Below are 15,306 nucleotides of genomic sequence, written 5' to 3' on the forward strand. Positions count from 1 at the left end.
TACCGGGATAAGAGAAGGATGAGGGGATTATGGGCAACCATAGTGACGGCTCGCCGACAAGCTCGGACGCCGTAGCTAAGGCTGGTCAGCAAGAGGTGGACAAGTTCCAAGATCCGGGACTGCCTCCACACAGATTGCGACTAGCTGATACGAATCCCAAGGCGGCAAAACGGGCCGAACGCCAAGTGGCGTGGCTCTTTGTCATATCCATCGTCGGCACGCTGCTGTTCATGGTTGGTTACTTCGGCGTACGCCTTGATGACACGTTTGCCACCTTGCGGCTCCAAAACACCTTCCTGGGCCTTGGCGTGGCATTTGCCATGCTGGGTATTGGAACTGGCATTGTGCACTGGGCCCGCGCCCTCATGCCGGACCACGAAGTGGCCGAAGATCGCCACGAGTTGCGTTCCGAAGAGGACCGCCTGGCTGCCGTCCAAATCATCGACGATATTGTCGAAGAGACAGGCATCAAGCGTCGACCCTTGATTCGCAACACCCTCATCGGTGCTGTGGCCTTGGCTCCTCTTCCGGCAATCGCCATTTTCCGCGACCTTGGTCCGTTGCCAGGAAATGCACTGCGCCACTCGCTCTGGAAAGCTGGCGAGCGTCTAGCCCGCGATCCTGACGGAACACCGATCAAGGCCTCAGATGTGACCATCGGTTCGGCTTTCCACGTGATCCCGGAGTCCCTGAACTCACTCACCGAGGGCAAGATCGCCGCCAAGGCTAAGGCCGTGGTGTTGTTGATGCGCCTAAACCCCGAAGACCTTCACCCCTCCGAAGGGCGCGAGGACTGGGGCTACAACGGCATCGTTGCCTACTCCAAGATCTGTACCCATGTTGGCTGCCCCGTTGCCCTCTACGAGCAGCAAACGCACCACCTATTGTGCCCCTGCCACCAGTCCACCTTCGACTTGACCCAGGAGTGCAAGGTCATCTTTGGACCCGCTGTCCGTCCGCTGCCTCAGCTGCCCATTGCCATTGACGCAGACGGCTACCTCGTCGCCCAGAGCGACTTCCATGAACCAGTTGGACCGAGCTTTTGGGAGCGTGGCTAATAATGACTACTGCAACGCAAACACCTTTCGAAGCCAAGACACCCGCAGGGCGGATCACCAACTTTGTTGATGAGCGTGTTGGCGGATCAGGAATACTCCGAGAGTTCGGACGCAAGGTCTTCCCAGACCACTGGACATTCATGTTTGGCGAAGTCGCCCTCTACACGTTCGTCATCCTGCTGCTCTCGGGCACTTTTCTGACGTTCTTCTACGATCCCTCCATGGCGGAGACCCATTACAGCGGACCTTATGTTCCGCTCAATGGTGTGGAAATGTCAGTGGCCTACGATTCAACTCTGCGCCTGTCCTTTGAGGTTCGTGGCGGCCTGTTCATGCGTCAGGTCCACCACTGGTCTGCACTGTTATTCGTTGCTGCAGTGTCCGTGCACATGCTGCGAGTTTTCTTCACCGGTGCTTTCCGTAAACCTCGTGAACTGAACTGGGTTGTTGGCAGCGTGCTGCTGATCTTGTCCATGGCGGCAGGCTTCACCGGCTACTCACTACCTGATGATCTGCTCTCCGGTAACGGATTGCGCATTATTGATGGTGTTACCAAATCCATTCCCATTGTTGGAACGTACATCTCGTTCTTCCTCTTTGGCGGAGAATTCCCTGGAACCATGATCATCGGTCGCTTGTACATGATGCACATCATGCTGGTGCCCGCCATGATCCTGCTGATGATCGCCATTCACCTGTTCATGGTAGTTATCCACAAGCACACGCAGTACCCTGGCCCGGGTCGCAACGACCGCAATGTGGTTGGTTACCCACTTGGCCCGGTATATGCAGCTAAGGCTGGCGGATTCTTCTTCATTGTCTTTGGCATCATCGCTCTCATCTCCGCGTTTTTCCAGATCAACCCGGTCTGGAACTACGGCCCCTACGACCCCTCCCCCGTTTCAGCAGGCACCCAACCTGACTGGTACATCGGATTTGTTGATGGCGCACTGCGACTCATGCCAGGCTGGTTGTTCAACATCCCGCTCGAGTGGAATATTCCGTTCCCATGGGGCGTGAACACGCTCTCGATGAACGTTCTCATACCCGCACTTGTACCTGCCGGCATCATCTTTACGCTGATGTTTGCTTACCCGTGGATTGAGCGTTGGGTAACCCGCGACAATCGCGAGCACCACGTGCTCGACCGCCCACGCAATGCGGCGACACGTACGGCCATTGGTGTTGCAGGGTTCATCTTCTACTGCGTCATGTGGGCCGCTGCAAGCTCCGACTTGATCGCCACACACTTTGAAGTGTCCCTCAACGACGTCCTTTACTGGATGCGTGCATTATTCTTCCTAGGCCCGATCCTTGGTTTCATCGTCAGCAAGCGAGTGTCCCTTGCCTTGCAACGTAAAGACCGCGAAATCGCTCTACACGGTCGTGAAACCGGACGTATTGTCCGCTTGCCCCATGGTGAGTTCCAGGAAATCCATGCACAGCTCGATGACTACAAGCGTTACAAGCTTGTTGCCCACGAGTCTCCTGTTCCCGAGGCAGGCATCCCGAACGAAAACGGGATTGTCACCAAGAAGGAACGGCTACGCAGTAAGCTCAGCAGCTTCTTCTTTGAAGATCGTGTTGCTACTGCATCACCTTCGGAGCTTGCTGCCGGACACGATCACGAGGCTATTGACGCCAGTGAAGACGACAAGGCCATCACGCACTAAAGGCACTCACGAGAAGCCGTGCTGCACTTCCCTTCGGGGCAAGAGCAGCACGGCTTTTTTGTTCAGATTAACTTACTTGTTGGTCCCCTAGATCACTGCCTTGATCCCAATACACAAGCAGAGGATCCCCGGTCACGCTTGCAGAGAGCTCACAGTGGAGCTGCAGGTGGGCGCCAGCTTCCTCAAAATACTCCGGCTAATACACACGACGTGCACGTACGCCGGGGCGTTGTAGGGGCACACGCAGCTTGTAACGATCTGCGCGGTAGAAAGACACAGAGTAATCCACTGTGGAACGCGCTACGAAGGCGTGACGTTCGGTGCGCAGCACAGGGGCACCTATGTCCACCTGTAGTAAGCGTGCAATTGAGGGCGTGGCAGCATTTGCCTCGATAGTGTCCTCGCCCCATTCAATAACAAGCCCATACCGCTCCCCCAAAATGTTATAGAGGGAGGATGGCGGGCCAGCGTCCAAAATCCCTGGCACGCGCCATGCTGGGATGAAGTTCTCATCCACACTCATGGGCTCCTCGTCGGCAAGCAAAAGTCTGCGCAGACGAATCACGCCCTGCCCTTCATCAAGTTGGAGTTCACGGGCCAAACGAGCTGTGGCTGGTATTTGTTCGAACGCCAAGGTTCGGGCCGACGGGCGCATGCCACGTCGAGCCATCTCTTCTGAATATGACGTCAATTTCAGTGTCACATCCAGTTTGGTTCTGGCAACGAAGGTGCCTAAACCAACCACACGCTCAAGCAACTCTTCCTCAACGAGAGCCTGAACGGCATGACGGAGAGTCATACGAGCCACACCGAAATGGGTGGCGAGGTCCCGCTCCGAAGGCAATTGCCGCCCCGCCTTACTGTGGTTCACAATGTAGTTGCGCAGCAATTCTCGCAACTGGATGTGAACGGAAACCTTTGAATCTCTGTCCAACGCGCCCGAGATGTCCTTCGCCGACGGCACCGAATAGCCCATGAAACTCCTCTGTTTACAAGTATCAGCCTAAAACACGACTACTCTCAATACAGAAACATCTTTCAACAAGGAGTAGTAAACGCATGTACACCCGGAAAGTCACTGTGGCGGCGAGCATTGGCTTGCATGCCCGTCCCGCCGCAGTATTTGTTCGAGCGGTTAATAGGACCGGCTTGCCCATAACCCTGTCGCAAGAAGGCATGGCTGGCGTGGATGGACGCTCGCTCCTTGAAGTAATGAGCGCGAATTTCGCCCACGGCGTGGAAGTAGAGATTGGTGTTGGCGACTGCGGGGCTGACATGGAGTCTGTAAAGACAGCCGTGGATCACTTGGCGCAGCTGCTCCGAACGGACCTCACGGACCCTCTATAGCGGCACTGAAGCTGGTATAAGTTCCCGGGGACAACATGCCCAGTACCAATCACCTGGTTTTCTGCACTCCTAAACCCTAAACACCATGAAACAACAAAAGGGACTGTTTGCACCACGTGGGTGCAAACAGTCCCTTTTACTTCTCAGTTACTACTCGGCGCAACTTCTTAGTGCGCGTGGTCTCCGCGACTGTACTCGTAGACCCAACCAACCAGTGCGATGACCGCCAGGCCGGCACCGAACAAGAACACCCACCAGCCAACTGCCAGACCCAGGAAACCGGAGGCGGCTGCAAGTGCAAGCACCAGCGGCCACCAGCTCCAGGGGCTGAAGTGGCCCTGTTCCCCGGAGCCTTCATGAACTTCGGCGTCGGAACGGTCTTCCGGACGCAGACCAACGCGGTTCCCCGTGTAATAGACGTAGACGCCGATCATCAGGCACAGTGCCGACATGAGGAAAATAGCAAGGAAGCCAACTGGTTCCATCCATTGGACCATCAGGCCGTAAACAATTCCTACGGGTATAAAGAAAACGCCTAAGAGGAGAAAGAGCCAGGCTTCAACCTTCATTTGAGGTCCCCTTTCGAGACAGTCCGTACGGGCTGTGCCGGCACATAATGCGGGGCAAGCTCGGGATGGTGGAGATCCAGTGCCGGGCGTTCCGAGCGGATACGGGGCAGTGAGGTGAAGTTGTGGCGCGGTGGCGGGCAGGATGTTGCCCACTCCAGTGAAGCTCCGAAGCCCCAAGGGTCGTCAACTTCAACCTTCTTGCCGCTGCGCCAGGTGATGTACACGTTCCAGAACCAAGGAATCATTGAGGCACCCAAGACGAACGAGGCGATGGTGGAGAATTGGTTCATCCACGTGAAGTTGTCTTCGATCATGTAGTCAGCGTAACGACGGGGCATACCAAGAACACCCAACCAGTGCTGGATCAGGAAAGTGCCGTGGAAGCCCAGGAACAAGAGCCAGAAGTGGATCTTGCCGAGGCGCTCGTTAAGCATCTTGCCAGTGAACTTGGGCCACCAGAAGTAGAATCCGGCAAACATTGCGAACACTACTGTGCCAAACACTACGTAGTGGAAGTGAGCAACCACGAAGTATGTGTCCGTGACGTGGAAGTCAAGTGGCGGAGAGGCCAGGATAATACCCGTCAGTCCACCAAAGAGGAATGTCACAATGAAGCCCAGACTCCACAGCATAGGCGTCTCAAACGTCAACGACCCTCGCCACATGGTGCCAATCCAGTTGAAGAATTTTACTCCCGTTGGAACGGCGATGAGCATTGTCATGAACGAGAAGAACGGCAGAGCAACTTGTCCTGTGGCGTACATGTGGTGGGCCCACACGGTCACTGACAGTGCAGCAATTGAAATCGTGGCAAACACAAGACCCTTGTAACCAAAGATCGGCTTACGGCTAAAAACGGGGAAAATCTCCGAGACAATACCGAAGAACGGCAGCGCAATAATGTAGACCTCAGGGTGCCCGAAGAACCAGAATAGGTGCTGCCAAAGCATCGCACCACCAAATTCGGCATCAAATATATGTGCCCCGAATCGCCTGTCCGCACCCAACGCGAACAATGCTGCCGCCAACGGTGGGAACGCCATGAGAACCAAAATACCTGTGATCAAGGTGTTCCAGGTGAAGATGGGCATACGCCACATCGTCATTCCGGGTGCTCGCAAGCAGATGATGGTGGTGATGAAGTTTACCGAACCCAAAATGGTTCCGAAGCCGGATAGCGCCAGACCGAACACCCACAAATCTCCGCCCACGCCGGGACTGAAAGTTGTGTTGGACAACGGGGCGTAGGCAAACCAGCCGAAGGCCGCTGCACCCTGGGGGGTGAGGAACCCTGTCACTGCAATGGTGCTACCAAAGAGGAAGAACCAGAAGGCCAGAGCGTTCAAACGCGGGAATGCCACGTCAGGTGCACCAATTTGCAAGGGCATGATGACGTTGGCAAAGCCGGCGAACAGAGGCGTAGCAAACATCAACAGCATGATGGTGCCGTGCATGGTGAACAACTGGTTGTACTGATCTTTGGTTTGCAGGATCTGCATGCCAGGCTCGAAGAGCTCTGCACGGATGATCAGCGCCATGACGCCACCAAGGCAGAAGAAAATAAATGATGCAATCAGGTACATGTACCCAATCGTTTTGTGGTCGGTTGACGTGATCCAGTTGACGACAATGCGTCCCTTGGATACGGGAACAACTCTAGGTGCAGCCGAAGTCACTTCAGCTGCCGAGTACTCGAGCGTAGACACTTTCCTCTCCCCCCTACTTCTGATTCGCAGTGTTGGCGGCATTGGGATTACGGTCATACTTCTCGGTCAGTTCGCCTGTCTGGCCCTTTGACTTCAGTTCGTTCAGATGCGCATCAAATTCAGCCTGCGTGACCACCTTGACGTTGAACAGCATTTCCGAGTGGTATTCCCCGCACAGCTCGGCACATTTGCCGTCATACGTACCCAGCGCCGTGGGCGTAAGGGTCATGTAGTTTGTCTTGCCCGGGAGTATATCCTTCTTGTTCAAGAATGCTGGAACCCAGAAGGAGTGAATAACGTCGCGGGCGTTCAGCTGAAGTTCAACGGAACGGTTCACCGGTAAATACAGCGTGGGCAATGTCGACTTATCGAAGGGCTTGCCGTCAAGTTCAGCCTGCACTCCAACGGAGTAAACGGACTCTTTGACGTCGTTGCCGGCTAGATAGTTGAAGTCCCAAGACCACTGCTTGGCGCGAACATCGATGGTGACATCCGGGTTGTCGTCACGGGCGTCAATTGACTGCGACTCCACATCCGTGAAGTGGAAGAAAACCAGCACCATGAACAGCGGCACCAACACATAAAAGACCTCCAGCGGGAGGTTGTAACTGGTCTGACGCGGGAAACCAGTGGCACCCTTGCGACGACGGTAGGCAATGATGCACCAGATGATCAGTCCCCATGTAATGAGACCAATGATCAAGACTGTGATCCAGGTGTTTACCCATAGATCAATGATCCCAGCTGTGTGATTGGTGGTATCACGCTCGGATGGCATCCAGCCGTTCTTATTCTCTGCCGTACATCCTGACAAAGCTAACGCTCCGGCAATTGCCACCCCTGATAGGGAGATGACTTTTGCGCGTCGGCTGCCGGTTCGGTCCTGCGAACTCACAGACGGCCCTTCCTCTTCTTACTGTGCTCGGCAGCGATTTAATGCAGCCGGAGCTAAATGGGTTTTACTACTCGATGTAGAGCTTACCGCTATGGCAGGCAAAAAGCGCACCAAACTCTCCGTGCGTCGGATGTCCTTCGCGAATTTTTTCCGACAAGCTCTACGCCGAGTAGAAATCATGGCTTAGTGGAATGAATCACCGCAGGCGCAAGAGCCGCCAGCGTTGGGGTTATCAATGGTGAAGCCCTGCTTTGAAATAGTGTCTTCAAAGTCAATGCTTGCGCCATCCAAATACGGCACACTCATCTTGTCAATAACAACTTCTACGCCTTCGAAGTTGCGCACAGCATCTCCGTCAAGCATGCGCTCGTCAAAGTAGAGTTGGTAGATCAGCCCTGAACAACCGCCAGGCTGAACCGCAACGCGCAAACGCAGGTCCGTGCGGCCTTCTTGTTCAAGCAGGCTGCGCACCTTACCGGCAGCAACATCGCTGATGAGCACACCGTGGGTGGGCAGTTCGACATCTGCAATAGCGGCAGATGAGGTTTCTTCGTGGACATTTGCTGTCATGGCATTTCCTTACGTGAGGGTACAACTACATGCTACGTCGAGCCCGGCAGGGGCGCTAACTTATGTCAACCATAGCCCTACGCCTTCTGTTCCCCGGGCTCCCCTGATTTCTCTGGTTGCCCCAATGCGCCGGCATTGATGGCCGCCAGCAGGAGCGTCTGCGCCACAATGGCTTTTTCAAAATCTCCCAAGTGCAAAGACTCGTTGGCGCTGTGGGCGCGCGAATCCGGATCCTCCACGCCTGTGACCAGGATCTGTGCATGGGGGTAGGTTGCCTTCAAGTCAGCAATGAACGGAATGGATCCGCCCATCCCTGTTTCCACCGCGGAAACACCCCAAGACTCCCCTAGCGCCCATAGGGCGGCCTGGGCCGCCGGAGCGTGGGTGTCAGTGGCGAACGCCTGCCCGGCTTCACCTGCAGTGAAGCTGACCTGCGCGCCAAAGGGTGCATGGGCCACAACATGCTTTTCCAAGGCCTCCATGGCCGACGCCGGATCCTGGCCAGGTGCCAGGCGCAGGCTAATCTTGGCCCGGGTTGAGGCCAGCAAAGTATTTGAGCTCATCTCCACGGATGGAATGTCCATACCAATCACTGACAGGGCCGGCTGGGTCCAGAGACGGGAGGTGATGCTTCCCATTCCGGCTAATTTGACGCCGTCCAGCACGCCGGCATCAGCCCGGAACGCTTCTTCTTCATAGTCCACCGCTGCGGCTTCCCCGTGATGGAGACCCTTGATGGCAACGGAGCCCTGATCATCGTGAAAGGTTGAAATGAGCCGCGCCATAAGAGTCGGTGCGTCCAGAATCGGGCCCCCGAACATGCCGGAGTGCACGGCATGACTTGTCACCCGGACTTCCACTGTGCCATCGACCAAGCCACGCAGGCTGGTGGTGAGAGCGGGGACGCCCACCTGCCAGTTGGCCGAGTCAGCAACAACAATCACGTCTCCGGCGAGGAGCTCCCGGTGCGTTTCTAGGAAGGTGGCGAAAGTGGGTGAGCCGGCTTCCTCCTCACCTTCAATAAAGAACGTCACACCGATCCCGAACGTGTCCCCAAGAGTTTCGGTGATGGCCCGGAACGCGGCAACATGGGCCATGATGCCGGCCTTGTCATCTGCTGCCCCACGACCATAGAGGCGACCATCGCGTTCCACTGCCGTAAATGGTTCGCTGTTCCATAGCTCGCTGTCACCGGGAGGTTGCACATCGTGGTGGGCGTACAACACAACTGTTGGCATACCCGGCGCCGCGGCTTTCCTGGCGACAATGGCGGGACCGCCCTGTCCGCCGTCGTCCTTGGCCACACGAAGGATCTGCACGTCATCAAGTCCGGTGGAACGAATCAGTGCGGCAACGGCTTCGGAGCTGCGCTCAAGCTGGGCGGCGTCGAAGGCGTCCCACGCGATGCCGGGGATAGCAACAAGTTCAACAAGTTCTGCCACCGTTTTAGAGAAGTTCTCGCCCACGCTTTGACGCAGCGCGGTGGTTGGCAAGTGGGCTGTAAGATTTGCAAGATTGGCGCCAGGAGTATTGGCTACCGGTTGGTGAGGTCTCATATTGCAAAGACTACAGTCGGCGAAGTCCTCGCGGTCAAGCTCAGCAGTTGGTTCGGGGTATCCTTTATGGGTGTTTGGACGAAAGAAAGATCAAGCCCCTGCCCAGCAGATAACGCCTGCCTCCCCCGATCAGTTTGCTCGGTCCAAGGACCCGCAGACGGCCAAGGGCGTGCCCACGCCCTCCCGGAAGGCCCAGGAAGAGGCACGCAAACGGCCTTTGGTGCCCAACGACCGCGCTGCGGCCAAGGTTGCCGCTCGTGATGCCCGACGCGTGGAACAAGCACGGATGCGCCGCGCCCTTGACACCGGTGAAGAGCGATTCCTGCCTGCCCGTGACAAGGGTCCACAGAAGCGATATGCCCGTGACTACGTTGACGCCAGGTTCAGTCTGGGCGAATTTGTGATGTTTGCTGCGCTGGCAATCGTGTTGTTGACAGTGCTCATTCCTGTGCGCAACGCCGACGGCAGCTCCAATAATTCGCAGCTGATTGTGTTTGGTATCTTCTGGGCCATGGTGGCTTTTGTTGCCGTGGATGTGTGGCTGATGTCGCGCAAGCTCAAACGCTTAATCGCGGCAAAATTTGGTTCTGTTGACTCCGGTGTTATCTGGTATGGAGCTATGCGCTCCATGCAGTTCCGCCGTTTGCGTTTGCCCAAACCCCTTGTCAGCCGTGGTGAATGGCCCACCTGAGCACCAGCTCAGTGATGCCTGCCTCAGAAAACCCGAGCGCAACCCGCCGGCCCTTCCTTAACGGAAGCGGCCGGCGTCGTTCTTTTAAAACTGGTAGCCATTATTCGGCCAAACTCCCTGCCGCCAGGTAGCCGGAATCGCTAGGCTGGGTAGATGGAATACCGCTACCTTGGCCGGTCAGGCCTGAAGATCACTGAAATCACCTACGGCAATTGGCTTACCCACGGCTCCCAAGTGGAAAATGATGTGGCCGCGGCATGTGTACGCGCAGCCCTCGACGCCGGCATCACAACTTTTGACACGGCTGACGCCTACGCCAACGGTGCTGCTGAGGAGGTGCTCGGGGCCGCGTTGTCTTCCGAAAGACGCGAATCCCTTGAGGTCTTCACCAAGGTGTACTGGCCGGTTGGGCCCAAAGGACCAAACGATACAGGTCTCTCGCGCAAACACATCATGGAAGGCATCAATAACTCCCTGCGCCGGCTCAACATGGACTATGTGGATCTTTACCAGGCACACCGATACGACGTTGAAACCCCGCTTGAGGAAACCATTGCCGCTTTCGCAGACGTGGTACGAGAAGGCAAGGCACTCTACATTGGGGTCTCTGAATGGAATGCCGAGCAGTTGCGCGAAGGACAGCGGCTGGCTCGGGAGGCAGGGTTCTCATTGGTCTCCAACCAACCCCAGTACTCTGCGCTGTGGCGTGTGATAGAGCCCGACGTCATCCCGGCTTGCCTTGAACTGGGCATATCCCAGGTTGTTTGGTCACCTATGGCGCAGGGAGTACTAAGTGGAAAGTACCTGCCCGGGGCTCCTGTGCCAGCCGGATCCCGCGCCACGGATGAGCAGGGTGGCAAGAACACCATCAAGGACTTCCTCAATGAGGACATTCTCACAAATGTGCAAATGCTGCGCCCCATCGCTGATGAGCTGAATCTGAGCATGCCCCAATTAGCCATCGCCTGGGTGCTGCAGAACGAGAACGTGGCAACAGCCTTGGTAGGCGCCTCACGCCCTGAACAGGTTGCCGAAAACGTCAAGGCCTCCGGGGTTAAGATTCCGGCCGAGCTCATGACTGCGATCGACACTGCTCTGGCGCCGAGCGTCGTGAACGATCCTTCGAAGACGATCAGCCCGGCGACAAGAGTGGCCTAGGCTACTGACCCAGTTTTGCGCGCCGCAGCTGCACTAGTTCCTTATTGATCCGGGCCGCCCAGAAAGGCCCCTCATACAGGAATGCCGTGTAGCCCTGCACAAGTGTGGCTCCGGCGTCGAGGCGTTCCTGCACTTCAGCGCCTGTTTCCACACCGCCTACGGAGATCAATGTCAGCTGGTCATTTACGGCTGCCTTGAGCTGACGCAACACCTCAAGTGAACGTGCCTTCAGCGGCGCACCAGAAAGCCCGCCAGCACCCGTCTGCGCAACGTCAGCGACGGTGCTGGCCAACCCGTCGCGGCTGATGGTGGTGTTGGTGGCGATAATACCGTCCAGTTCCAGCTCAAGAGCAAGCGCGGCGACGTCGGCTATGTCCGCATCGGCCAAATCCGGTGCGATCTTCACCAACAACGGCACATGACGTCCGGCAGCCGTGTCGGCAGCCTCGCGAACACCTGTCAGCAAAGGACGCAGCGTTGCCACGTCCTGAAGCAGGCGAAGCCCGGGAGTGTTAGGTGAACTGACATTGACCACCAGGTAGTCAGCCGACGGGGCAAGAGTGCTGGCACTAAGAAGGTAATCCGCCAAAGCATCTTCGAGCTCAACCGTCTTGGTTTTACCAATGTTCACACCAACGATCGGGCGAACCGACGAATAACTTTTGCCCAAGCCTGCCAAAGCCTGCGCAAGTCTGGGCGCCACGGTGGCAGCGCCGTCGTTGTTAAAGCCCATACGGTTAATCACGGCACGATCAGCCACCAGACGGAACAATCGAGGCTGCGGGTTGCCGGATTGCGCTTGCGCCGTGATAGTGCCTACCTCTACGTGGCCAAAGCCCAGATTGGCCAACGCATTGATGCCTTTGCCCTCCTTATCAAACCCGGCGGCGAGTCCGAACGGAGTGGGGAACGTGAGACCAAGCGCCTGCGTCTGTAGCGATGCCGGCGGTGCGAACATTCTGCGCAACACGGCGCCGGCCCCTGTTGCTTGAGTTGCCTTGACCAGGCAGAAACCGATTTTGTGCGCCCGTTCGGCGTCCATCCAGGAAAAACAGAGCCGGAAAACTGTGGGATATATTCGCATGTCTCTAGTTTTCCGGTTCTACGCCGGAACTGCAAAACCTCCTGAAGAATTCATTGCGTAAAACCACCGGTTAAAGAGGGTTAGCATGTCCTCATGGACAGCAATAGTGGATTGACATGGCAGCACGCGGACGTTGTGGTTGTTGGAGCCGGGCTCTCCGGTTTGGTGTGCGCGGCCGAGGCCTACAATGCCGGGCGAACGGTGCTGATAGTGGATCAGGAACCGCAGGCTTCCATGGGTGGGCAGGCACACTGGTCCTTTGGTGGGCTGTTCCTGGTTGGCTCCCCCGAGCAACGCCGACTGGGTGTGAAGGATTCAGCTGAACTCGCCCTGGCCGATTGGCTTGGTTCGGCCGCCTTTGACCGCCTTGAGGATACGTGGCCCAGACGTTGGGCGGAAGCTTATGTCGATTTTGCAGCCGGCGAGAAGCGGGCGTGGCTCCACGCCTTGGGCGTGCGATTCTTTCCCCTGGTCCAGTGGGCGGAGCGTGGCGGCTATGACGCTCAAGGCCACGGAAACTCTGTTCCCCGTTTCCACGTTGTGTGGGGAACAGGGCCTGGCATACTGGCCCCTTTCCTAGCAAAAATCCAAGAAGGTGTTGGTGCAGGAAAGATCCAGCTTGCTTTCCGGCACCGGGCCACCGAGCTGGTGTTCGACGCCGGAGCCGTCACCGGAGTGCGCGGTGAAATACTTCAAGCCTCTGACGTGGCCCGTGGCGTGGCCAGCAGCAGGAGCGTTGCCGGGGAATTCAGCGTCTCTTCCGGTGCGGTTATTGTCACGACCGGGGGAATTGGTGGGAACCATAAAATGGTCCGTGAACAATGGCCCAACGGTAGCGGTCCCCAGTCCATGCTCACCGGCGTTCCGGCCTCGGTGGATGGTGAATTCCAACAAGTAGTGGCTCGTGCGGGTGCCAATTTGATAAACACAGACCGGATGTGGCACTACCCAGAAGGTATTCACAACCCCGACCCAGTGTGGCCAAACCACGGGATCCGTATTCTCTCCGGTCCGTCTCCACTGTGGTTGGATGCAACAGGTCACCGCTTACCCATTCCGCTCTTCCCCGGCTTTGATTCTCTGGGCACCCTGCGGCATCTGGAAACCACCGGCCATTCTCACTCATGGTTTGTTCTGAATCAGACGATTATCAGCAAAGAGTTTGCACTTTCAGGTTCCGAACAAAATCCAGACTTGACGGGAAAGGACATGAAACTGCTGGCCAAACGGGCTCTCCCAGGTGTTGGAGGGCAAATGCAAAAATTTATTGACAGTGGAATAGATTTTGTTCAGTCACAGAGCGCGACTGAGTTGGCCGCAAAAATGAATAAACTCGTGGGCGCCAATCTCATCGACCCCGCCGGACTCCTGGAAACTCTCAGCGCCAGGGACCGTCAGGTCACCTGTGGTTTAGGCAAGGACACCCAGCTCAATGCCATCCGGGAGGCCCGCCGGTTCGCAACGGATAAGCTCATGCGTGTTGTGCCTCCCCATCCGATCCTTGCTCCAGAACACGGACCCCTGATGGCCGTCCGGCTGTCGACTCTCACGCGCAAGAGCCTTGGCGGCTTGGCTACCGATCTTTCCGCCCGGGTTCTCTGCACCGACGGCTCCCCCATAGCAGGACTTTACGCAGCCGGTGAGGCTGCAGGTTTTGGTGGCGGAGGGATGCACGGGCACAGATCTCTTGAAGGGACGTTCCTAGGCGGCTGCCTCTTCTCCGGACGCATTGCCGGGCGCCACGCGGCAAGTGTCACGGACGCATGAGCGTGTCTGAACCCCACGGTCTTTCAGGCACGCAGTGGGTCCCCGATATCCTTGGAGCGGACTACCAGAACACCACGCTGCTGGTTCCCGTGCGCGAGAACACCAATACCCGATCCGGAGGACAACCCGGAGAGGGTGCGAGAAGTTCTGGCTCGCTCTCCGGCGCCACCGCTGCCCATACAAGTGAGGAACCGCCTTTAGCGGACACCTATAGGGCCACTTTGATTCGGCATAGGCCAGCTGCAAGTCTTGGACGCGATTATGAACCGAATGGACATGCTGTGCTGTTCATCCATGGCTGGAGCGACTACTTCTTCAACACCGGGCTAGCCGAATTCTTCACGGAGCGTGGCTATTTTTTCTACGCCTTGGATCTCCACAACCATGGTCGCAGTCTGGGTTCTCCGGAGATGGGCGGCTATGTTGGCAACCTTGCGGACTACGACGCTGAGATCCTTGCCGCGCATGCCCTCATCGCCAGGGAATCCATGACCAATCCGGGACTCCCTGACCCATCAAGAGGGCCCGCACCAGGGGCAGATTCACAGCACCCAGTGATCCTCATGGGCCACTCCACCGGTGGGTTGATTGCAACATTGTGGGCACACCACCACCCCGGCCTTGTCAGTCACCTGATACTCAACAGCCCGTGGCTGGAAATTCAGGGCGGTGCAGCCATCCGGCGCGCTGCAAGTCCGCTGGTGCAACTAGCCGACCTGCGCCCCCTCATGCGCATGCGCGTTCCCGAGCGGTCTTTTTACTGGCGAGGTATTAGTTCCGCCGCTTACGGGGAATGGAACGTGGACAGGAACTTGCGTCCACCTCATGCATTCCCAGTTCGGGCCGGGTGGATGAAAGCAATCTTGGCGGGACAGCAAGAAGTTGCCGCTGGCTTGAAACTGCCCATGCCAGTGCTGGTACTGCTTGCAGCCAAAAGCATGCTCGGTCCGGTCTGGAGCGATCTAATGCTTAAGGCAGACGTTGTTCTTGACGTGCGTTCGCTAGCCTTACGGACGCTTTCGTTGGGTAACAGTGTCACGCTGGAGAGAATCGACGGTGCCCTCCACGAGGTGTTTCTTTCGAGTAAACCTGTCCGTGAGGATGGATATGCTCGCCTGGAGCGGTGGCTGCGCGGCTACGTTGACTAACTACTACACTGCAAACGTACGCAGCGACAATTATTTAGCACTGCCGTACTAATATCTAATACGTACGTACTAAATTTTCTCGAG

The 15,306-nt window shown here is 56.9% G+C and carries 14 protein-coding genes; 7 read left to right on the forward strand and 7 right to left on the reverse strand.

The genetic code is table 11. The annotated features are described in order from the left end of the window. Window positions 1-29: 29 nt before the first annotated feature. Together qcrA and qcrB are read left to right on the forward strand one after the other, a co-directional pair. Entirely contained in the window at window positions 30-1,058 is a 1,029-nt protein-coding gene (gene qcrA / locus QMG40_RS01455) for a cytochrome bc1 complex Rieske iron-sulfur subunit (protein WP_283527174.1), read from the forward strand. 2 nt (window positions 1,059-1,060) lie between these two features. Then, the gene (gene qcrB, locus QMG40_RS01460; RefSeq protein ID WP_283527176.1) at window positions 1,061-2,731 is read left to right on the forward strand and encodes a cytochrome bc1 complex cytochrome b subunit; all 1,671 of its coding nucleotides are present in this window, start codon (window positions 1,061-1,063) and stop codon (window positions 2,729-2,731) included. A 196-nt stretch (window positions 2,732-2,927) separates the two neighbouring features. Here qcrB and QMG40_RS01465 read toward each other — a convergent pair whose 3' ends face one another. After that, on the reverse strand, window positions 2,928-3,707 hold the full coding sequence (locus QMG40_RS01465; RefSeq protein ID WP_283527178.1) for a GntR family transcriptional regulator: 780 nt from the start codon (window positions 3,705-3,707) through the stop codon (window positions 2,928-2,930). Between the two features lie 83 nt (window positions 3,708-3,790). Between QMG40_RS01465 and QMG40_RS01470 the strand changes: the two genes are divergently transcribed. Then, window positions 3,791-4,078, forward strand: coding sequence for an HPr family phosphocarrier protein (locus QMG40_RS01470; RefSeq protein WP_283527180.1), 288 nt, complete (start codon window positions 3,791-3,793; stop codon window positions 4,076-4,078). A 167-nt stretch (window positions 4,079-4,245) separates the two neighbouring features. Here QMG40_RS01470 and QMG40_RS01475 read toward each other — a convergent pair whose 3' ends face one another. The 5 genes from QMG40_RS01475 to QMG40_RS01495 all read right to left on the reverse strand — a co-directional run bounded on the left by QMG40_RS01475 (window position 4,246) and on the right by QMG40_RS01495 (window position 9,374). Next, the gene (locus QMG40_RS01475) at window positions 4,246-4,647 is read right to left on the reverse strand and encodes a cytochrome c oxidase subunit 4 (protein ID WP_283527182.1); all 402 of its coding nucleotides are present in this window, start codon (window positions 4,645-4,647) and stop codon (window positions 4,246-4,248) included. After that, window positions 4,644-6,353, reverse strand: coding sequence for an aa3-type cytochrome oxidase subunit I (gene ctaD / locus QMG40_RS01480; protein ID WP_283527185.1), 1,710 nt, complete (start codon window positions 6,351-6,353; stop codon window positions 4,644-4,646). Before ctaD ends, QMG40_RS01475 begins: the two co-directional genes overlap by 4 nt. A 13-nt stretch (window positions 6,354-6,366) precedes the next feature. Next, entirely contained in the window at window positions 6,367-7,248 is an 882-nt protein-coding gene (ctaC, locus tag QMG40_RS01485) for an aa3-type cytochrome oxidase subunit II (RefSeq protein WP_283527187.1), read from the reverse strand. Window positions 7,249-7,431: 183 nt separating this feature from the next. After that, window positions 7,432-7,818, reverse strand: a complete 387-nt coding sequence (locus tag QMG40_RS01490) for a HesB/IscA family protein (RefSeq protein ID WP_283527189.1) — start codon at window positions 7,816-7,818, stop codon at window positions 7,432-7,434. A 77-nt stretch (window positions 7,819-7,895) separates the two neighbouring features. Next, window positions 7,896-9,374 (reverse strand): dipeptidase, encoded by a 1,479-nt coding sequence (locus QMG40_RS01495; RefSeq protein ID WP_283527191.1) that lies wholly within the window; start codon window positions 9,372-9,374, stop codon window positions 7,896-7,898. 70 nt (window positions 9,375-9,444) lie between these two features. Between QMG40_RS01495 and QMG40_RS01500 the strand changes: the two genes are divergently transcribed. Both QMG40_RS01500 and QMG40_RS01505 read left to right on the forward strand, forming a co-directional pair. Beyond that, window positions 9,445-10,065 (forward strand): DUF3043 domain-containing protein, encoded by a 621-nt coding sequence (locus tag QMG40_RS01500; protein ID WP_283527193.1) that lies wholly within the window; start codon window positions 9,445-9,447, stop codon window positions 10,063-10,065. 153 nt (window positions 10,066-10,218) lie between these two features. After that, the gene (locus QMG40_RS01505) at window positions 10,219-11,223 is read left to right on the forward strand and encodes an aldo/keto reductase family protein (RefSeq protein WP_283527194.1); all 1,005 of its coding nucleotides are present in this window, start codon (window positions 10,219-10,221) and stop codon (window positions 11,221-11,223) included. Window position 11,224: 1 nt separating this feature from the next. Here the strand turns inward: QMG40_RS01505 and QMG40_RS01510 are convergent, their stop codons facing one another. Further along, window positions 11,225-12,307, reverse strand: coding sequence for a quinone-dependent dihydroorotate dehydrogenase (locus tag QMG40_RS01510; protein WP_283527196.1), 1,083 nt, complete (start codon window positions 12,305-12,307; stop codon window positions 11,225-11,227). A gap of 93 nt (window positions 12,308-12,400) precedes the next feature. Here QMG40_RS01510 and QMG40_RS01515 point away from each other — a divergent pair, with 93 nt between their 5' ends. Together QMG40_RS01515 and QMG40_RS01520 are read left to right on the forward strand one after the other, a co-directional pair. Then, the gene (locus tag QMG40_RS01515; RefSeq protein ID WP_283527198.1) at window positions 12,401-14,074 is read left to right on the forward strand and encodes an FAD-binding dehydrogenase; all 1,674 of its coding nucleotides are present in this window, start codon (window positions 12,401-12,403) and stop codon (window positions 14,072-14,074) included. A 2-nt stretch (window positions 14,075-14,076) separates the two neighbouring features. Then, window positions 14,077-15,222: an alpha/beta hydrolase gene (locus tag QMG40_RS01520; protein WP_283527201.1), complete on the forward strand. Its 1,146-nt coding sequence runs from the start codon at window positions 14,077-14,079 to the stop codon at window positions 15,220-15,222. Window positions 15,223-15,306: the final 84 nt, after the last annotated feature.

It is taken from the genome of Arthrobacter antibioticus, assembly GCF_030063205.1.
Classification (GTDB): domain Bacteria; phylum Actinomycetota; class Actinomycetes; order Actinomycetales; family Micrococcaceae; genus Specibacter.